The organism is Agromyces sp. Leaf222, from assembly GCF_001421565.1.
GTDB lineage: Bacteria > Actinomycetota > Actinomycetes > Actinomycetales > Microbacteriaceae > Agromyces.
This window is the reverse complement of record NZ_LMKQ01000001.1, coordinates 1,437,171-1,454,590: the sequence shown is the minus strand read 5'-3', so window position 1 is coordinate 1,454,590 and position 17,420 is coordinate 1,437,171. Positions and strand designations below refer to the sequence as shown.

Sequence of the window (17,420 nt, the reverse complement as noted above, 5' to 3'; positions counted from 1 at the left end):
CGGAACGGGAGCGCTCTCATGAGGGCTTAGGGTGAATCCACCCCAACCCGAAGGAGCCCCCGATGTCGCGTGCCGTCAGCCTCGGTCCCATCGCCGCGATCGTCGGATTCCTCGCGTTCGTCGAGTTCACGAGCGGCATCCTGCAGGGCTTCTACACCCCGATGCTCACCGACATCGCGCGAAACCTCGGCATCCACGACGCGGATGTGAACTGGCTCGAGGGCACGCAGCTCATGCTGTCGGCGCTCGTGGTCCCCGCGTTCGCGAAGCTCGGCGACATGGTCGGCCACAAGCGCATGCTCGTGTGGTCGACGGCCATCACGGCCGCCGCGTCGTTCGTGCTGCCGTTCACCGACTCGTTCGCCCTCTTCCTCGCCGCGTGGGCGCTGCAGGGCTTCTACGTGGTCTGGCTGCCGCTCGAGATCGCGCTGATCTGGTCACGTTCGCGTCGGGCGGGGCACCCGGCGTCGCTCACCATGAAGTCCGCCGGCGTGCTCGTCGCCGCGCTCGAGATCGGCGCCATCTCTGGCGCGCTCGCGGGCGGCGCGCTGATCGACGTGCTCCCGCTCACCACCGTGCTGCTCATTCCGGCGATCGCGGTGACCGCCTGCTTCTTCGTGATCCTGTTCGGCGTGAAGGAGTCGCCCGAGCTCACCGGCGGCCGCCTCGACCTCATCGGGCTCGTGCTCATCTCCCTGGCGCTGCTCGCCGTCACCGGCGGCCTCAGCTTCCTGCGCCTGAACGGCGTCGCCGACCCGCTGTCGTGGGGGCTCATCGTGCTCGGCATCGCGCTCGGTGCGGTGTTCGCCCGGTTCGAGCTCGGCCACGACGACCCGCTCATCGACGTGCGCATGTTCGCATCGCCGTCGCTGCGCCCGGTGTTCATCACGGCCGGCCTGTTCGGCGTCAGCGTGCTCGGCGCCCAGGCCCCGCTCTCGACGTTCGCCCGCACCGACCCCGAGGTCTACGGCTACGGACTCGGCACCCAGGGCTTCCAGACCTCGCTGCTCATCGGCGTCTACCTCATCGCGATGATCGCGGGCGCGCTCTCGTACTCGTCGGTCGCGCGTCGTCTCACGCCCCGCATCACGCTCATGCTCGCCTCGTCCCTGGTCGCGGTCGGCTACCTGCTGTTCGTGCCGTTGCACGACACCTATGCGCAGACGCTCACGAACATGGTGATCGCGGGCATCGGCTCCGGTGCGCTCGTCGCCGCCCTCCCGGCGGCAGCCGCCGCCGCCGCTCCCCCGACGCAGACCGGCGTCGCGACCGGACTCACGAACTCGGTCAAGACCGTCGGCGGCGCGATCGCCTCGTGCGTGTTCGGCATCGCGCTCGCGAGCCATCTGACCGGCGGGTCGGGCGCCGGCGACGGCACCGCGGGATCGCTCTCGGGCTACCTCACGGTCTGGATCGTGTGCGGCCTCACGGCCGCGGTCTCGGTCGTGCTGCTCGCGTTCGTGCCGAAGCTCGCGTTCTCCGACGCCCCCGAGGTGCAGGCGGCCGCTGCCGTAAGCTGACGCCGTGCGCGGAGGGGGCGCGAGATGACGGATGCCGCGGCGCTGGTCGCCCAGCTCGAGACCCTCGCGACGCCCGAGGAGCGGCAGAAGTACACCCGGTTCTTCCCGCCCGACGACTCGGCGCCCTTCATCGGCGTGCGCATGGGCGCGGTGTTCGACCTCGCGAAGACGGCGCTCGACCTGCCCGTCGCCGAGCTCGAGGCACTGCTCGAACGGCCGACGCACGAGGTGCGCGCCCTCGCCTGCAGCATCATGGGCAAGTCGGCGGCGCACCGGCGCACGCCCGAGTCCCGCCGGCACGAGCTCTACGAGCTGTACCTCCGCCGGCACGACCGCATCGACCAGTGGGATCTCGTCGACCTCGCCGCGCGCGACGTGGTCGGCGGGTGGCTGCTCGAACGCGATCGTTCGCCGCTCGGGCGGCTCGCGGCATCCGGAGCCTGGCCCGAACGACGCACGGCGCTCGTCGCGACCTTCGCGTTCCTCAAGCGCGGCGAGCTCGAGGACGCCTACGCCATCGCCACGACGCTCGCAGACGATCAGGAGCCCTACGTGGCGAAGGCGCTCGGCTGGGTGCTCCGCTCGGCGGGCGACCTCGACCGTCCGCGGCTCACCGCGTTCCTCGAGCCTCGGGCCGCAGCGATGCCGCGGGTCGCCCTTCGCGCCGCGCTCGAGCACTACGACAAGCCCGAACGCGCACGCATCCTCGCGATCGGCTGACCGGCGCTGGGGTACCGACTCGGGCTCGGACGAGCGCTGCTCAGCCCACGGCCGCCGCGTCGTCGTTTCCGAGTGAGCCGCTGCCGTCCTCACCGCGGTGGCGGCGTCGCGAGCCGAGGTCGGCGACCCCGATGCCGAACGCGATGGCGATGAGCACGGCGACCGCGAGCATGCCGTAGCCGTACGCGTGGTGGTACACCTCGAGGTCGGGCTCGCCGTCGGACTCGCGGTAGATCGTCGAGTAGAACAGCGAAAGCGTGACCGCGGTGCCGATCGCCGTGCCGATGCGCTGGCCGAGCTGCCCGACCGAGCCGGCGAGCCCGCCCTGCCGCACCGGGATGTCCATGAGCGTGAGGGTCTGGTTCGGCGAGACCACGAGTCCGCCGCCCGCGCCGGCGATGGCCATCGCACCGGCCATCGCCCACGGGGTGATCTCGGCCGGCGTCGTGATCGCGACGAGCACGAGCAGCGCGATGCCCACGAGCAGCAGCACGAGACCTGCCACCACGAGCGGCCGGCCGAGCCGGTTGACGAGGTTGCCGCCGATCCACGAACTCAGGGCGCTGACGAGGGCGAAGCCGATGCTGACCATGCCGGCGAACACGGCCTCGAGGCCGAGCCCGTCCTGCAGGTACAGGGTCGTGAGCAGGAACATCGACGGCATCGCGGCGAAGTACACGCTCGCCAGCGAGATGCCGTTGCGGAACGACGCGACGCCGAACAGCGCGAGCGGCACGAGCGGTTGGCGCCCGGATGCCGCGTACCGCCGTTCCCACGAGAGGAACCCGATGAGGGCGAGCACGAACACCACGAGCACCCACCATCGGGCGGGGTTGTCGCTCGGCGAGCCCGTCGTGAACAGGAACGGCCACATGAGTGCGAGCACGGTCACGGCGAACAGGGTGAGGCCGACGGGGTCGAGCGAGAGCGGGTCGTTCGACGGGCGCCGCGTGACCGGCAGGAACCAGATGGCGAGCACGAGCGCGATGATCACGAGCGGCACGTTGATGAGGAAGATGCCGCGCCAGCCGTCGGTGGGCCCGCCGATCGCGATCATGAGTCCGCCGAGCGTGGGGCCGAACGCCGTGGCCAGCCCGATGACGGCACCGAAGAGCCCGAACGCCTTGCCGCGCTCCTTGCCGCGGAACAGCTCCTGGATGATGCCGAGCACCTGCGGCATCTGGATGCCGGCCGCGACCCCCTGCAGCAGTCGGGCCACGAGCAGCACCGTGATGTTCGGCGCGACCGCCGCCACGAGGCTCGTGACGAGGAAGAGGCTGAGGCCCGTCACGAACAGGGTCTTGCGCGACCGCTGGTCGCCGATGCGTCCCGCGGGCACGAGCGTGAGTCCGAAGGTCAGCACGTAGCCCGCGACGATGAGCTGCAGCTGCGTCGCCGAGGCGTCGAACGCCGCCTCGATCGAGGGCAGTCCGACGTTGACCTTCGACAGGTCGAGGATCGTGAGCGCGGCAACGCCGACGCAGATCCAGTACGCGCGCCACCGATGCTGCTCGGAGACGGGAAGGGACCTGGTGACCGGTGGCTGCGACATCCCTGCCAGACTACGCCCGGCGATTCAGGAGGCCGGCGGCGCGCCGAGGTGGCGGATCGCAATCGTACGAGTTGGCCGAGCACTGCTTTTGACCGTTCGCGGAGTGCGCCTGCACCGACGTCTCGAGGCCTCTGGGCGCACCGGAACATGCAGAAAGGCCCCGGATGATTCCGGGGCCTTTCTGGTTGCTGGTGGACCCAGGGGGATTCGAACCCCCGACCTTCTCATTGCGAACGAGACGCGCTACCAACTGCGCCATGGGCCCGAGCGAGTACGAGCCTATCACCACTGAACGGGTGGTTCCGACCACCCCAGCAGGCTCGATCGGCCGCTCAGCCGGCCTTGCGCCGACGCTGCAGGACGGCGTCGAGATCGCCGAATCTCCGCTGCGGTTCGCCGACCACGCCCATGCCCGCGTACGGGCTCGCAGGCTCCGGCGCGACCTTCGCGGGCGCCGCCTGCGGCGTCTGCGCGGCCGGCGCGATCGTGGGCACGGGCGTCGCGAGTTCCTCGATGCGGCGGGCCCGCTCGGCCTCCTGTGCGACGCGCTGCAGTTCGGCGGCGGCCTCGATCGAGGCCATCGCGGTCGCCGCGATCGTGCCCCGCGAGAGCGTGAGCGGCTTCGGCAGCGGACGCGGTGTCCATCCTTCGTGACGCTCGTCGTCTGCGGCGAGTTCGACCGGTTCGAAGGCCTCGACGACGGGACGCGCCACGGGTGCCGCGACCGGTGCGGTCGTGCGCACACGGGCGAGCGACGCGAGTGCGGTGAAGGCCAGCGCGACGAGCGCCCCGCCGGCCACGGCGACGAGCGGGGACGCCCCGAAGACGAGCCCGACGAGACCGCCGGCGGCCGTCAGCAGTCCGACGAGCAGCAGCAGCGAGCAGAGGGCACGGCGTCGCCGCAGCATGCGACGCGAGGCGATGGGCGACGACCCGGCGGGCGCAGCCTGCTTGGAACGGCCGGCCGCAGCATCCGGAGCGACGACCTCGATGGGCTCGGTGCGCGAGGCGTGCGCGATCGGGGTGTGCGCGACCACGTCGGCGGCAGCCTCAGCCGCGGCTTCGGCGACCCTGCGCTCGGCGATGGCGAGCCGCTCGGTGGTCTGCGCCTCGAGGCGCGCCGTGCGCTCCTGCTCGCGCAGGGCGCGCTGGTGCAGGGCGATCTGACGTGCGTTGGCCTCGATGAGCACCGGCTCGGGCGTCTCTGCCGTCTCGGCGAGGATGCGCAGGGTCTGCTGCAGCCGAACCGCATTGCGCTCGGTCGCGAGGTACTGCCGACGCCGGAACCAGATGGGCATGAGGTACGCGATCCACAATGCCGCGGCCACTGCCACGAGCAGACCCCCGCCGATCACACCCATGTGAATACGCTAGGTCACCACGGACGGATGCCGGGGGTGCTTGCGGGGTGTGTCAATGATCTGATAGCCGAAGCGGCTGCGCCGCGGCGGTGCGATCATCGGCCGGGATGCGCGCGGCGTCGATCGGGGCGCGCCCGTCGCGCCACCGCCTGAGCACGCCGCTCGGCACCTCCTCGGCCACGAGCGCGAACGAGAAGTGGTCGCGCCACGAGCCGTCGATGTGGATGAAGCGCCGACGCAGGCCCTCGTAGCGGAAGCCGAGCTTCTCGACGACCCGCAGCGATGGCCCGTTCTCGGGTCGGATGCAGATCTCGATGCGGTGCAGCCGCAGCACCTGGAAGCAGTAGTCGGTCGCGAGCGCGACGGCCGCGGGCGTGATGCCGCGGCCCGCCGCGGTCTGCGCGACCCAGTAGCCGATCGAGGCCGACGAGAGCGACCCGTAGACGATCGACGAGACGTTCAGCTGGCCCACGATCTCGCCGTCGACCTCGAGCAGGAACGGGAGCGCGTGACCGGCGCGCGCGTGCGCGAGCAGGTTGCGGATGCTCGCGCGCGTGTCGATGACCGAGCCCCCGCCCGGATACGTGGCCTCCCACTGCCGGAGCCAGGCACGGTTGTCGAGCAGCACGCGCTCGAGCTGCTTCGCGTCGCGCGCCCGGATGGGGCGCACCACGAGGTCGCCGTCGCGGAGCGTCGGGATCGCGGCGGCGGGCATCGTCAGGCGCGCCCGAGGCCGGCGACGTACTCGACGAGCCAGGGCTTGAGCTCGGGCCCGATGTCGTCGCGGTCGGCCGCGAGCTGCACGACGGCCTTGATGTAGTCGAGCTTGTCGCCTGTGTCGTACCGGCGGCCGCGGAAGACGACGCCGTAGACGCCGCCGGTGCCCTCGACGTCGCCGGCCATCTCCATGAGCGCGTCGGTGAGCTGGATCTCTCCGCCCTTGCCGGGCTCGGTGTGCTCGAGCACGTCGAACACGTCGGGCTTCAGCACGTAGCGGCCGATCACGGCGTAGTTCGAGGGTGCGACCTCCTTCGCGGGCTTCTCGACGAGGCCGGTGATGCGCACGACGTCGCCCTCGTCGGTCGGCTCGACGGCTGCGGCGCCGTAGAGGTGGATGCTGTCGGGGTCGACCTCGAGCAGGGCGACGACCGTGGCGTTGCGCTCGGCGTGCACCTCGAGCATGCGCGTGAGCAGCGGGTCGCGGGCGTCGATGAGGTCGTCGCCGAGGAGCACGGCGAACGACTCGTTGCCGACGTGCTTGCGGGCGCGGAGCACGGCGTGCCCGAGGCCCTTCGGGTCGCCCTGGCGCACGAAGTGCACGTCGGCGAGGTCGCTGGACTCCTGGACCTTCGAGAGCTTGGAGTCGTCGCCCTTGGTCTCGAGGGTGTGCTCGAGCTCGGTGACGCGGTCGAAGTGGTTCGCGAGCGCGTTCTTGTTGCGGCCGATGATCATGAGCACGTCGTCGAGTCCGGCGGCGACCGCCTCTTCGACGACGTACTGGATCGCGGGCTTGTCGACGACCGGCAGCATCTCCTTCGGCATGGCCTTCGTCGCGGGAAGGAATCGAGTGCCGAGGCCGGCTGCCGGGATCACTGCCTTGGTGATGCGTTCAGTCATGCGCTTCAGCGTATCCGCAAGCCCGTTCCATCGCGGTTACGAATGTTGAACATCGTCTTAGGATGAGGGGCATGTCCGACGATCCGTCCGTCCAGAAGCGGATTCTGCGCGCGGAGCTCCGTGAACGCCGCCAGAACATGTCCCAGCACGAGCGCCGTCTCGCGACCGAGGGCTTCACCTCGAGGCTCGAGGAGCTCGTCGGGTCGACGGATGCCGCGTCGGTCTCGTGCTACCTCTCGATGCCGTCCGAGCCCGACACGCGTCCGTTCGTCGAGTGGGCGGAGCACCACGGCATCCGGGTGCTGTTCCCGGTGACGCGCGAAGACGGCCTCCTCGACTGGACCATCGGGGAGTCCGAAGACGAGGTGCTCGGCCTGCACGGCACCCCCGAGGCGGTCGGCGAACTGCTCGGCCCGATGGCGATCAACGACGTCGACCTGATCATCGTTCCGGCCGCGGCGATCGACCGCACGGGCATGCGTTTGGGCTGGGGTCGAGGCTATTTCGACAAAACCCTCGGTTCGATGGGAAAATGTCCTCCGGTGTACGCCGTGGTCTTCGACAGCGAGTTCGTCGAAGACGTTCCGCGCGAGGTGCACGATCAGCCGGTCAACGGCGTCGTCACCCCGACGCGCATCCACGCGTTCTGACCGGCGTCGCACCCCCTCGAGCCGAAAGTCCCTTCATGCCCACGTATTCGTACCGCTGCACCGAGTGCAGTAACGCCTTCGACATCCAGCAGTCCTTCACCGACGACAGCCTCACCGTCTGCGAGTCCTGCGGGGGCCCGCTGCGCAAGGTGTTCAACTCGATCGGCGTCACCTTCAACGGATCGGGCTTCTACCGCACCGATTCGCGCAGCGGCGGCGCCTCGGGCGGTTCGTCGGTGCCCGCGTCGAAGGGGTCGTCGGGCGAGTCCTCGAAGGGCTCGTCGAAGGGTTCCTCCGGCGGTTCGTCGTCGTCGAGTTCGTCATCAGGTTCGTCGTCCGGCGGTTCGTCGGGTTCGTCTTCGGGCGGATCCGCGGCTAGCGTGGCCTAGACCTGATCGATGAGACAGCAGGGGGCAAGGTGCTGAAGGGTTTCAAGGAGTTCATCCTCAGGGGCAACGTGATCGAGCTGGCCGTCGCGGTCGTGATCGGCACGGCGTTCACGGCCGTGGTGACCTCGATCGTGAACAACCTGATCAACCCGCTGATCGGGGCGGTCTTCAACGCGCAGAGCCTCGACGAGGCCTTGATTTGGACCATCCCGACCCTCGATGGCGGCACCTCCGACGTGAAGCTCGGCGCCGTGATCGGCGCGATCATCACGTTCGTCATCGTCGCGTCGGTCGTCTACTTCGTGTTCGTCCTCCCGATGAACACCCTCAAGGAGCACGCAGAGGCGAAGCGCAAGGCCGGCCAGCCCGACCCCGACGCGCCCGAGTCCGAGCTCACCCTGCTGTCGGAGATCCGCGACCTGCTCGCCGAGCGCCCGACCGGCGAGGCGCACCAGCCCAGGCACTGAGCCCGGCCGCGCTGACCGGCACTCGAGCCGGGCGCGACGCGGTCAGCCCCAGTGCGGCGGCTTCTCGCGCCTGAGGCGCTCGTCTTCGGGGCGAGCGGATGCCGCGCGCCCAGCGTCCTCGTCGTCGGCCACCGCGTCTCGACCGGGCACCGGCGCCTCGGGCGTCGGATCGGTGCCGGGCGCCGGCGTCAGGCGCGCGCGCCGGGCACGACCCTTCGCCCGCTCGACGCGCTGACGTTCGTCGTTCATGCGGACGCGGCATCCGGCGGCAGCACCGGAGGCTTGCCGAGCAGCGTCGCGACCCGGTCGGCGACCGCCTCGGGGTTGCCGAACAGCTCGAAGCTGTGCACGCGCAGGTAGTGCCAGCCGAGGCGCCGCAGCACGTCGGGCCGAAGCCGCAGCGATTCACGCAGGCTGTACCCGGTGAGCACCTCGTCGGTCTCGACGACGACGGCCTTGCCGGCGTTCGCGGCGGCGAGCGCGAGCCTGCCCCGGTGTCCGGGGCTGACCCGGATGCCGCGGCGCTGGAGCCTGGCCGCGAGGTCGTCGAGCATCGAGGCCCCCGAGGTGCCGCTCGGCTCCTCGGCCGCGCGCTCCTCGGTCTGGCTGAGGATGCTGGCGAGGGCGAGCACGCCGTGCGCCTGGCGCTCCTCGTCGATGTCGTCGGGCCGGAACGCCGAGACGATGTCCATGGATCGACGCGCTCTGGTCATGCCGACGGCGAGCAGGCGGTCGCCGCCGGGTTCGCCGAGCGAGCCGAAGTTCGAGAGCAGTCGGCCGTGCGGGGTGCGGCCGTAGCCGACCGAGAAGATGACCCGGTCGCGGCTCTGGGCCACCGACTGCTCGAGCGTGAGCACCGTGAACGGCTCGGCGCGGTCCTTCAGGATGAAGTCCGAGAGGTCGGTGCGCTTGGCGAATGCCGCGAGCACCGCCTGGTGCACGCGGGCCGCGTGGCGCGTGCTCGCGGTGACGACCATGAGCGACTCGCGAGGGCGCTTCACCGCGTGCTCCATGACGAGCTCGACGACCTTGGCGACCTCGGAGTCGATGCTCTCGACGGTGCCGGTGACCTGGTCGGGCAGGCCGTTGCCGCGTACGTAGTGCAGGCCGAGGCTGCCGTGCCCGAGGAAGCTGCCCGCCCAGGGCAGCGACTCGATGCGGCCGCCGTAGAAGCGACGGTTCACGAGCTCCGCGAGGTCCTCTCCTCCGGCTCGGTAGCTGCGGGTGAGCGTCATGGTCGGCAGCAGTTCGCCGAGGCGGGCGAGCGCGGAGTCGGCGTGCAGTGCATCGACGCCGTCGGGTTCGCGCTCGACGGCGGCCGCGGCATCCGTCGTCGCATCGGGGTCGTCGAGGCCGGTCTCGAAGATCGTCGGCGTCTGTGTCACGGGGTCGCCGAACGCGACGACCTGCTTCGCACGACGGATGGCGCCGAGGTTCTCGGCCATGGTCGTCGACCCGGCGTCGACGAGGATCACCGTGTCGAACGAGACCGACGGGTCGATGGCGCCGACGTCGTACGGCGAGGCGAGCCAGATCGGGGCGAGAGCCCGGAAGAGGTGCGGGGTGTCGTGCTGCAGCCGCGCCGCGTCGACGCGATCGCCGCGGAGCATGCGCTTGAGGTGGCCGGCCTCTTCGGGGTGGTCGACGAGCGCGACCTTCCAGTTCTCGCCGAGGTGCCAGGCCAGCTGCGGACCGGCCGACGACGCGTGCGCCTCGTCGACGAGGCGGAAGTCGCCCTCGAGCCGGTCGAGCAGTGCGGTGTCGGCGCCGAGCAGGGCGGTGTCGGTCGCGAGCATCTGCTCGAGCACGGACTGCCACCACGCGAGCTCGAGCTCAGCGGCGACGACCTGCTCGGGCACGTGGCGCCTGGAGAGGTCGACGAGCAGCGGGTCGAGGCCGAGGTCGCGCAGCGTGCCGAGCAGTGCGGTGCGCTCCTGCAGGTTCGCGAGCACCTCGGACTCGGCCGCGAGCCCGGTGAGCATCGTGGTCAGGTCGCGCACGGGGCGAGCGGCGAGTCGGCGGGGCGTGCCCACGAGGCCGAGCGGACCGTCGAGCACGCCGAGGTCGTGATCGACCGACCGATGCGCGACGTGCACGTCGTCGAGTCCGACCGGCACCCCGGGGATCGAGCCCGCCTCGGAGTAGCGCTGCCAGAGCGTGCGCTGCTGCTGGATGCCACGGAGGGAAGCGTTGAGATCGGTGACGTGCACGCCGGGGCGGACGTACTCGAGCGCGTGGCGCCGCAGGCGGCGACGGTTCGCGCCGGACATGCCGGGCGACTCGCGGCGGGGCGAGGTCGCGGCGATGAGCTCGCCGAGCGGACGGTCGAACACCGACGGACGGAACCGGTCGAGGGTCTCGCGCACGTCGAGCAGCAGGCGCAGGAACACGCCGAGCTCGGCGATCGACTCGAACGTGCGGAGTCGCGTCTGCCCGATGAGGGTGCGGCCGCGATCGATGAGGCGGGGCACGTCGACGTTGCTCAGGCGCTTCGCGAGGTCGTGGGCCTCGGTCGCCTCGGCCGACGACGCGAACGAGGCGCCGTACCAGGGCGAGTCGCCCGGGCCGTACTTGAACTCGCCGAGGGCCGCCGCGCGCACGAGGTCGCGCGACACCTTCTCGCGGCCGTCGGCGAGCGCCACGAGCGAGGCGTGCGACAGCCGCGCGGTGGTCGACGGCGGCGCAGGCAGCAGCGCGAGGCGTGCGAGCTCGCCGAGGGCCTCGAGCACCGAGACCTTGAGCGAGGGCTCGGGTCGGGTGAGCGCCGAACGGTAGTCGACGAGCGCCTTGCGCAACCGGACGAGTGCGTCGTCGACATCGGCGACCCTGGGGCGCTCGACCTTCTCGTTGCGCGAGATCGACGTGATGAGGTCGCGGCGGAGGCTCGCCGTCGTGACGGCCGCTCCCCCGAGGCCGACCTGGCCGAGCCGGTGCACGATGCCGTCGAGGCTCGCGCGACGGGCGCCGACGACGAGCACGCGGCGGTCCTTCGCGACCAGCGCGCCGACCGCGTTGACGATCGTCTGCGTGCCGCCGGTGCCAGGGAGGGTCTTCACGACGAGCGAGGTGCCGGCCTCGATCTCGGCGACCACGCGCTCCTGCTCGGGATCCGCGTCGAGCAGCAGAGTGTCGGTCGACGGCGGCCGTTCGTCCTGCGGCACCGGGCGAACGCGTTCGCCGCCGTGGGCGAAGGCCGCACGTGCGGTCGGGTTGCCCGCGATCGCGTCGATGAGGGGATGGTCGGGCTCGGCGGCATCCGCGGCCATCGAGGGGCCGACCTCCGCGAACGACGAGACCACGAGGCGCGGGGCGACCTGGAACCACGGCAGGTGGCTCGTGAGGCCGCGCAGCCGATCGATCACGGGCTGGGGCTTGAACACGCCGTTCGTGATCGCGAGCGCGACGAACGCGTCGGCGTCGAGCGTGATCTGGAACTGCTCGCGGAGCTCGCGGGCGAGCGCGGGGTTGAGGAACGGCTGCCCCTTGAGCTTCAGCTCGAAGTCGCGGCCGTAGCGGCGGATCGCCAGCGGGCGCAGCAGCACGGGTGCGAGGAACTCCTCGCCGCCGTTGCGCCACGAGGCCAGGCCGATCGCCAGGTGCACGGATTCGACGCCGCGCACCGAGCGCAGCTCGACGCCCTTCTGCGTGATCTCGGCTGCCGCGAGGCGCGCGTTGCGCAGGGCGAGCTCGTCGCGGATGAGGCTCGAGAGCAGCGTCGACCGGCCGGTGATGAACTGCGGAAGCCCGCCGGGGTGCGTCGTCGACAGCTCGATGCGCGTGCGCGGCGTGTCGACGAACCGCACGAGCGGCGATCGCCCGCCGACCGTCTCGAGCTCGCGCTGCCACCGGCGCCACGAGGGTTCGGCGACGTTGCCCGCGACCAGATCTGGGTCGCCGAGGCTGAGGCTGTGAGGGCTCGTGAGGTTCTGAGTCATCGCTTCCGGATCGCGTTCTACGGCAGCGGCAGCCGACTCCGGGTCGAGGAGCAGGTCCTCTTCTTCGTTCCGATCGAGCCGCCGCACACGGAAACGATAAGGCCCAGAGGGCCGATTCGTGGGATGCAGCGCCGATCGGACCGGCTTCGGATACCCCATGGGTATCGTGGTAGCCTCGACCGCTCCAGCCCGTGCCCCATCCACCGCACGGCATCGACCCGAAGGAACCCGCCGCGATGCAGGAGATCACCCCCACCGAAGTGCACGAGCTCGACGGCGCCGTCATCCTCGACGTGCGCGAACCGCGCGAACTCGAGCAGGCCCGCATCGAGGGCGCGCTGCACATCCCGCTCGGCGAACTCGTCGCCAGGGTCGACGAGGTGCCCCGCGACACGACGGTCTACACGCTCTGCCACATCGGCGGGCGCAGCGCCCAGGCCGCCGCCTACCTCGAGAGCCTCGGCGTCGACACCGTGAACATCTCGGGCGGCATCGTCGAGTGGCACCGGCAGGGCCTGCCGCTCACGCTCGGCAGCACCGAGTGACCATGACGACGGATGCCGCGTCGACCGTCGCGATGTCGCTCAGCGGCGTGCCCGCCCACGGTTCGGCGACGGCCCCCGAGTCGCCGACCTCCGAGGCGCCAACCTCCGACGCGCAGCGCCGCATCCTGAACCGGCTGAAGCGGGCGCGCGGCCAGCTCACCGCGGTCATCGACGCCGTGGAGTCCGGATCCGACTGCCGCGCGGTCGTGACGCAGCTGTCGGCCGTGTCGAGCGCGCTCGACAAGGCCGGCTTCGCGATCATCGCCACGGCCATGCGCGACTGCCTCGACCGCGACCGCGACCTCCTCGACGAAGAACGCCCGACCGCGGCATCCGATGCCCGAGGCGAGCACCTCACGGTCGACGAGCTCGAGAAGCTGTTCCTCACGCTCTCCTGAGCCCGCCGACCGCTCAGCGACGGATCACGGGGCCGTCTGCAGCTCCAGCCCGTGCGCGAGCGCGACGCCCTCGTTGGTCAGGCGGCCGGCCGAGGCGTTCAGGCCCTTGGCGAGCGCCGGGTCCGCGGCGAGCGCGGCCTGCCAGCCGAGGTCGGCGATGCGCACGGCGTAGGGCAGCGTGGCGTTCGTGAGCGCGGGCGTCGAGGTCGCGGGCACGGCGCCGGGCATGTTCGCGACGCAGTAGTAGATCGCGTCGTGCACGCGGAACGTCGGCTCGGCGTGCGTGGTCGGGCGCGAACCCTCGAAGCATCCGCCCTGGTCGATGGCGATGTCCACCAGCACGGCACCCGGCCGCATGCGCGAGACCATCTCGTCGGTGACGACCTTCGGTGCCGCGGCACCGGGCACGAGCACCGCGCCCACGACGAGGTCGGCGTCGGCGACCTGACGTGCGATCTCGTACGGCGACGAGGCGAGCGTCTTGATGCGGTGGTCGTAGCGGGCGTCGAGCTCGCGGAGCTTCGGCAGCGAGATGTCGAAGACCGTCACGTCGGCGCCGAGTCCGAGTGCGGTGGCCGCCGCCTGCTCCCCCGCGACGCCGCCGCCGATGACGACGACCTTCGCCGGGGTGGTGCCCGGAACGCCCGCGAGCAGCACGCCGCGGCCGCCCTTGGAGGCGAGCAGCTCGGCCGCGCCGACCTGCGGTGCGAGACGGCCGGCGACCTCGCTCATGGGGGTGAGCAGCGGCAGCGAACGGTCGGCGAGCTGCACGGTCTCGTAGGCGATCGCGGTGACGCCCGAGTCGAGGATCGCGCGCGTCAGCGGAAGGTCCGCGGCCAGGTGCAGGTAGGTGAAGAGCGTGAGGTCCTCGCGGAGGAACCCGTACTCGGCCTCGATCGGCTCCTTCACCTTGAGCACGAGCTCGGCCGACCACGCCTCGGCGGCCGTCGCGACGATCTCGGCGCCGGCGGTGACGTACTCGTCGTCGGTGAATCCGGCGCCGAGCCCGGCGCCGGCCTGGATGGCGACGCGGTGCCCGCGCTGCACGAGCGTGTGCACGCCGGCGGGCGTCATCGCGACGCGGAATTCGTTGTTCTTGATCTCAGCAGGCACGCCGATGTACATGGGGGCTCCGAACGATATGGGACTGTACCTCTGATTTTCGCCGCTTATGCGCCCGATCGAAAGGTGCACCGCACAGAATTCGGTAGAGTTGCGTTACTCGATTCATATGTTCGAAAGGATGCCTCGACATGACCGATGCGCCGCAGATCAGCACAGCGTCATCCGGTACGACGTCATCCAACACAGCGTCATCCGGCACTGCGTCATCCGGTACGGCGCCGGGCGGCATCTCCGGCCCGGTCGAACTCGACGAGGTCGACCGCGCGATCATCGCCCGCCTGCACGACAACGCCCGTACCCCGAACGTCGACCTCGCCAGGGCCGTCGGCATCTCGCCGTCGACCTGCCTCGCCCGCGTGCGCTCGCTCCGCGAACGCGGCGTCATCGTGCGCTACACCGCCGAGATCGACCCGGTCGCACTCGGCTTCACCCTGCAGGCGCTCGTGAGCGTGCGCATCCGGCCGGGCGCCAGGCACCTCATGGAGCAGATCTCCGACGAGCTGCGCCGCGAGCCAGAGGTCGCCCAGCTGTTCTTCCTCGGCGGCACCGAGGACTTCCTCATCCACGTGCGCGTGCGCGACAGCGAGCACGTGCGGCAGTTCGTGCTGAAGAACCTCTCGGCGAACCCCGCGGTCGCCCTCACCGAGACGAACCTCGTGTTCGAGCATCACACCGCGCTCTCCGCCGGGCTCCGCGCGGTGATCTGACCCGGCGCGGCGAAACCGGCCGCAGCACCGCCGGTCAGCGCACGGGCAGGATCTGCGACAGGTCGAGCCCGTCGGGCGACTCGAGCTGCTCGTACGTGCACGACGCGGCATCCCGATCGGGCCGCCACCGCTTGAACTGCGCCGTGTGGCGAATCCGGTCGCCCTCCATCTGGCTGTACCCCACCTCGACCACGAGCTCGGGCCGCAACGGCACGAACGACAGGTTCTTGCCCGCCGACCAGCGACTCACCGCCCCCGGCATCCGCGTGCCCTGCTGCCCCTCGGCGGCCGCCCATTCGCCCCACGGATGCCGAGACAGGTCCTCTTCGATGAACGGCTCGAGCTCGGTGACCAGACTCGCCCGCTTCGCCATGGTGAACGAGGCCGCGACCCCCACGTGGTGCAGCCGGCCGTCGTCGTCGTAGAGCCCGAGCAGCAGGGAGCCGACGATGTCGCCGGTCTTGTGCCAGCGGAACCCGGCCACGACGCAATCGGCCGTGCGTTCGTGCTTGACCTTGAACATGGTGCGCTTGTCGGGCAGGTACGCACCGTCGAGCGGTTTCGCGACGACACCGTCGAGCCCAGCGCCCTCGTAGCGCGTGAACCATTCGCGCGCCTCGTCGAGGTCGGCCGTGGCCGGGGTCACGAAGATCGGGTCGGATGCCGCGGCGAGCGCCTCGACCAACGCAGCACGTCGCTCGCCGAACGGCCGCTCCATGAGGTCGTCGCCGCCGAGCGCGAGCAGGTCGAATGCGACGAACGACACCGGCGTCTGCTCGGCGAGCAGCTTCACGCGCGACGCCGCAGGGTGGATGCGCTGCTGCAGCGCATCGAAGTCGAGGCGGCCGTCGCGCACGAGGATGATCTCGCCGTCGACCACGCACCGCTCGGGCAGGTTCGCCCGCAACGCCTCCACGAGTTCGGGGAAGTACCGGGTCATGGGCTTCTCGTTGCGACTGCCGAGCTCGATCTCGTCGCCGTCGCGGAACACGATCGTGCGGAACCCGTCCCACTTGGGTTCCACGTGCCCGACGTCGAGGATCTCCTTCACGGCCTTCGACAGCATGGGCGAGACAGGAGGCATCACCGGCAGGTCCATCCGTCCATCATGCTCCGTGAACGCCGGATCGCACAGACCTCTTCGGTCAGGCATTCCGACCCGTTCACAGAGGCGACATCCGGCATTCCGGGGCAAGCCCTGCGAATGTTCGGATTCGTGGCGTATGGTCTATTCCGGTCGCCCCCGACGACGTGGCCGACCAGAACGAGGAAACACACATGTACCACCGCATCACCGATGCGCCTGCGCGCACCACGACCACCCCCCAGTCCACCGGACTCCCGCCCATCGGACTCCCGCCCATCGGGACCTGGTGGACGCTGCTCGACCGGGGTCTCCAGCGCGAGATCCTGGCGAACCCGACCGAACCGCTGCGTCCGTTCGTCGTCCGCCGCGTGCACGAGATCTGCGGCATCGCCGTCGACGCCTCACCCGCACAGCCCGTGCAACTCGGCGCGAACGAGCGCGCCTACATCGCCGGTTGGGCCCACGCCGTCGACTGGACCTGACCGACTCGCCCCGGCGTGTCGACGACGACACCCGACGAACGGTGCCCGATGAACGCCGCCGATGAACGGTGCCCCTGGAGGGACTCGAACCCCCAACCCTTTCCTTAGGACGGAACTGCTCTTCCATTGAGCTACAGAGGCTGACCGCAGAATCCTACCCGAGTCGGTCAGTCCGCCGGACCGTCGGGCACCGCGTGCACGCATCCGGGCGGGTTCGAGTTGCCGCTCAACGCGAAGTCCTCGCAGGTGAGGAAGAGCGCCTGGTTCGCCCCGAGCACGAAGCTGAGCACCGCGATCCCGGCGATCGCGCCGATGCCGACGGCCACGGCCCCGCGCGAGAGCCCCTGCCCGAGATCAGGCCAGAAGATCGCCGCGAGCACCCACAGCGTGAACGGGATGCCGGCCAGGGCGACGACGAGCGCGAGCAGGTCGATGAGTCCCATCACCCAGTCCTCGCCCGCATCGGGGATGAACGACAGCAGGAGCCACAGGCTCGGGATCGACAATGCGATGAGCCGGCGCGTGCGGTGGGGGAACGGCCGCGGCTGGAACGCCACCACGACGAACGCGGCCGTCGATGCGACCCACACCATCAGGTTCTGGTCGAAGAACAGCACGCCCCATGCGCCGAGGGTGAACGCCGGCCACCAGACCGACAGGCTCGCGGCGACGACCACGAGGCCGTGCAGCGGCCGGCGCGCGCGTGGCGCGTCGACGCTCGTCTCGCCCGGCTCGCTCATCTGCACTCCCCCGCTCGCATCCGCATCCCCCGCTCGCCATTGTGCCGACGGTGGGGTCGAGACGGCCGACGGCGCGCTGGCCTCGCCGGTCGCGATACCCTGTCCGACGGCGTTCCAGCGCGAAC

At 70.7% G+C, this 17,420-nt stretch carries 18 protein-coding genes and 2 tRNA genes; 9 read left to right on the top strand and 11 right to left on the bottom strand.

Features of this window, described 5'->3' with window-relative positions:
• Window positions 1-62 precede the first annotated feature (62 nt).
• On the top strand, window positions 63-1,520 hold the full coding sequence (locus ASE68_RS06360) for an MFS transporter (RefSeq protein ID WP_055856382.1): 1,458 nt from the start codon (window positions 63-65) through the stop codon (window positions 1,518-1,520).
• Window positions 1,521-1,544: 24 nt separating this feature from the next.
• Window positions 1,545-2,240: a DNA alkylation repair protein gene (locus ASE68_RS06355; protein ID WP_055856379.1), complete on the top strand. Its 696-nt coding sequence runs from the start codon at window positions 1,545-1,547 to the stop codon at window positions 2,238-2,240.
• A gap of 40 nt (window positions 2,241-2,280) precedes the next feature.
• Here the strand turns inward: ASE68_RS06355 and ASE68_RS06350 are convergent, their stop codons facing one another.
• The 5 genes from ASE68_RS06350 to galU form a co-directional block, all read right to left on the bottom strand.
• Window positions 2,281-3,792 (bottom strand): MFS transporter, encoded by a 1,512-nt coding sequence (locus ASE68_RS06350; RefSeq protein WP_082462071.1) that lies wholly within the window; start codon window positions 3,790-3,792, stop codon window positions 2,281-2,283.
• Window positions 3,793-3,981: 189 nt separating this feature from the next.
• A tRNA-Ala gene (locus ASE68_RS06345) sits at window positions 3,982-4,057 on the bottom strand.
• Between the two features lie 67 nt (window positions 4,058-4,124).
• Window positions 4,125-5,153: a hypothetical protein gene (locus tag ASE68_RS06340; protein ID WP_055856373.1), complete on the bottom strand. Its 1,029-nt coding sequence runs from the start codon at window positions 5,151-5,153 to the stop codon at window positions 4,125-4,127.
• 52 nt (window positions 5,154-5,205) lie between these two features.
• The gene (locus tag ASE68_RS06335; RefSeq protein ID WP_055856370.1) at window positions 5,206-5,868 is read right to left on the bottom strand and encodes a GNAT family N-acetyltransferase; all 663 of its coding nucleotides are present in this window, start codon (window positions 5,866-5,868) and stop codon (window positions 5,206-5,208) included.
• Window positions 5,869-5,870: 2 nt separating this feature from the next.
• Window positions 5,871-6,770 carry a UTP--glucose-1-phosphate uridylyltransferase GalU gene (gene galU / locus ASE68_RS06330; protein WP_055856368.1) on the bottom strand — a complete coding sequence of 300 codons (900 nt, stop codon included), beginning with the start codon at window positions 6,768-6,770 and terminating at the stop codon, window positions 5,871-5,873.
• A 71-nt stretch (window positions 6,771-6,841) separates the two neighbouring features.
• On the opposite strand from galU, the gene ASE68_RS06325 reads away from it, so the two are divergent.
• From ASE68_RS06325 to mscL, 3 genes are read left to right on the top strand one after another with little or no spacing between them, the layout of a single operon-like run.
• Window positions 6,842-7,420, top strand: coding sequence for a 5-formyltetrahydrofolate cyclo-ligase (locus tag ASE68_RS06325; protein WP_055856366.1), 579 nt, complete (start codon window positions 6,842-6,844; stop codon window positions 7,418-7,420).
• Window positions 7,421-7,455: 35 nt separating this feature from the next.
• Window positions 7,456-7,809, top strand: a complete 354-nt coding sequence (locus ASE68_RS06320) for an FmdB family zinc ribbon protein (protein WP_055856363.1) — start codon at window positions 7,456-7,458, stop codon at window positions 7,807-7,809.
• Between the two features lie 29 nt (window positions 7,810-7,838).
• A complete protein-coding gene (gene mscL, locus ASE68_RS06315) occupies window positions 7,839-8,276 on the top strand; it encodes a large conductance mechanosensitive channel protein MscL (protein ID WP_055856360.1) in 438 nt (145 codons plus the stop codon).
• A 42-nt stretch (window positions 8,277-8,318) separates the two neighbouring features.
• Here mscL and ASE68_RS06310 read toward each other — a convergent pair whose 3' ends face one another.
• Window positions 8,319-8,525, bottom strand: a complete 207-nt coding sequence (locus tag ASE68_RS06310) for a hypothetical protein (RefSeq protein ID WP_055856357.1) — start codon at window positions 8,523-8,525, stop codon at window positions 8,319-8,321.
• Complete coding sequence (locus tag ASE68_RS06305; protein ID WP_055860851.1) at window positions 8,522-12,211, bottom strand: ATP-binding protein; 3,690 nt, start codon at window positions 12,209-12,211, stop codon at window positions 8,522-8,524. Before ASE68_RS06305 ends, ASE68_RS06310 begins: the two co-directional genes overlap by 4 nt.
• A 236-nt stretch (window positions 12,212-12,447) precedes the next feature.
• Here ASE68_RS06305 and ASE68_RS06300 point away from each other — a divergent pair, with 236 nt between their 5' ends.
• Together ASE68_RS06300 and ASE68_RS06295 are read left to right on the top strand one after the other, a co-directional pair.
• The gene (locus tag ASE68_RS06300) at window positions 12,448-12,756 is read left to right on the top strand and encodes a rhodanese-like domain-containing protein (RefSeq protein ID WP_055860848.1); all 309 of its coding nucleotides are present in this window, start codon (window positions 12,448-12,450) and stop codon (window positions 12,754-12,756) included.
• Window positions 12,757-12,788: 32 nt separating this feature from the next.
• Window positions 12,789-13,154 (top strand): metal-sensitive transcriptional regulator, encoded by a 366-nt coding sequence (locus tag ASE68_RS06295; RefSeq protein WP_082462328.1) that lies wholly within the window; start codon window positions 12,789-12,791, stop codon window positions 13,152-13,154.
• A 24-nt stretch (window positions 13,155-13,178) separates the two neighbouring features.
• On the opposite strand, the gene ald is transcribed toward ASE68_RS06295, so the two are convergent.
• The gene (gene ald, locus ASE68_RS06290; RefSeq protein ID WP_055856356.1) at window positions 13,179-14,279 is read right to left on the bottom strand and encodes an alanine dehydrogenase; all 1,101 of its coding nucleotides are present in this window, start codon (window positions 14,277-14,279) and stop codon (window positions 13,179-13,181) included.
• A gap of 128 nt (window positions 14,280-14,407) precedes the next feature.
• On the opposite strand from ald, the gene ASE68_RS06285 reads away from it, so the two are divergent.
• A complete protein-coding gene (locus ASE68_RS06285; RefSeq protein ID WP_082462068.1) occupies window positions 14,408-14,986 on the top strand; it encodes an Lrp/AsnC family transcriptional regulator in 579 nt (192 codons plus the stop codon).
• Between the two features lie 34 nt (window positions 14,987-15,020).
• Here the strand turns inward: ASE68_RS06285 and ASE68_RS06280 are convergent, their stop codons facing one another.
• Window positions 15,021-16,085: an ATP-dependent DNA ligase gene (locus ASE68_RS06280; protein WP_055856352.1), complete on the bottom strand. Its 1,065-nt coding sequence runs from the start codon at window positions 16,083-16,085 to the stop codon at window positions 15,021-15,023.
• A 179-nt stretch (window positions 16,086-16,264) separates the two neighbouring features.
• On the opposite strand from ASE68_RS06280, the gene ASE68_RS06275 reads away from it, so the two are divergent.
• Window positions 16,265-16,555 (top strand): hypothetical protein, encoded by a 291-nt coding sequence (locus tag ASE68_RS06275; RefSeq protein WP_055856350.1) that lies wholly within the window; start codon window positions 16,265-16,267, stop codon window positions 16,553-16,555.
• A gap of 69 nt (window positions 16,556-16,624) precedes the next feature.
• Here the strand turns inward: ASE68_RS06275 and ASE68_RS06270 are convergent.
• A tRNA-Arg gene (locus ASE68_RS06270) sits at window positions 16,625-16,696 on the bottom strand.
• Window positions 16,697-16,722: 26 nt separating this feature from the next.
• Window positions 16,723-17,295: a hypothetical protein gene (locus ASE68_RS06265; protein ID WP_055856347.1), complete on the bottom strand. Its 573-nt coding sequence runs from the start codon at window positions 17,293-17,295 to the stop codon at window positions 16,723-16,725.
• Window positions 17,296-17,420: the final 125 nt, after the last annotated feature.

Bases quoted from the DNA above. Each gene is read 5' to 3' on its own strand.
- ASE68_RS06360 (WP_055856382.1), top strand. From the start codon at position 63: ATGTCGCGTGCCGTCAGCCTCGGTCCCATCGCCGCGATCGTCGGATTC.
- ASE68_RS06355 (WP_055856379.1), top strand. From the start codon at position 1,545: ATGACGGATGCCGCGGCGCTGGTCGCCCAGCTCGAGACCCTCGCGACG.
- ASE68_RS06350 (WP_082462071.1), bottom strand. From the start codon at position 3,792: ATGTCGCAGCCACCGGTCACCAGGTCCCTTCCCGTCTCCGAGCAGCAT.
- ASE68_RS06340 (WP_055856373.1), bottom strand. From the start codon at position 5,153: ATGGGTGTGATCGGCGGGGGTCTGCTCGTGGCAGTGGCCGCGGCATTG.
- ASE68_RS06335 (WP_055856370.1), bottom strand. From the start codon at position 5,868: ATGCCCGCCGCCGCGATCCCGACGCTCCGCGACGGCGACCTCGTGGTG.
- galU (WP_055856368.1), bottom strand. From the start codon at position 6,770: ATGACTGAACGCATCACCAAGGCAGTGATCCCGGCAGCCGGCCTCGGC.
- ASE68_RS06325 (WP_055856366.1), top strand. From the start codon at position 6,842: ATGTCCGACGATCCGTCCGTCCAGAAGCGGATTCTGCGCGCGGAGCTC.
- ASE68_RS06320 (WP_055856363.1), top strand. From the start codon at position 7,456: ATGCCCACGTATTCGTACCGCTGCACCGAGTGCAGTAACGCCTTCGAC.
- ASE68_RS06310 (WP_055856357.1), bottom strand. From the start codon at position 8,525: ATGAACGACGAACGTCAGCGCGTCGAGCGGGCGAAGGGTCGTGCCCGG.
- ASE68_RS06305 (WP_055860851.1), bottom strand. From the start codon at position 12,211: ATGACTCAGAACCTCACGAGCCCTCACAGCCTCAGCCTCGGCGACCCA.
- ASE68_RS06300 (WP_055860848.1), top strand. From the start codon at position 12,448: ATGCAGGAGATCACCCCCACCGAAGTGCACGAGCTCGACGGCGCCGTC.
- ASE68_RS06295 (WP_082462328.1), top strand. From the start codon at position 12,789: ATGTCGCTCAGCGGCGTGCCCGCCCACGGTTCGGCGACGGCCCCCGAG.
- ald (WP_055856356.1), bottom strand. From the start codon at position 14,279: ATGTACATCGGCGTGCCTGCTGAGATCAAGAACAACGAATTCCGCGTC.
- ASE68_RS06285 (WP_082462068.1), top strand. From the start codon at position 14,408: ATGACCGATGCGCCGCAGATCAGCACAGCGTCATCCGGTACGACGTCA.
- ASE68_RS06280 (WP_055856352.1), bottom strand. From the start codon at position 16,085: ATGGACCTGCCGGTGATGCCTCCTGTCTCGCCCATGCTGTCGAAGGCC.
- ASE68_RS06275 (WP_055856350.1), top strand. From the start codon at position 16,265: ATGTACCACCGCATCACCGATGCGCCTGCGCGCACCACGACCACCCCC.
- ASE68_RS06265 (WP_055856347.1), bottom strand. From the start codon at position 17,295: ATGAGCGAGCCGGGCGAGACGAGCGTCGACGCGCCACGCGCGCGCCGG.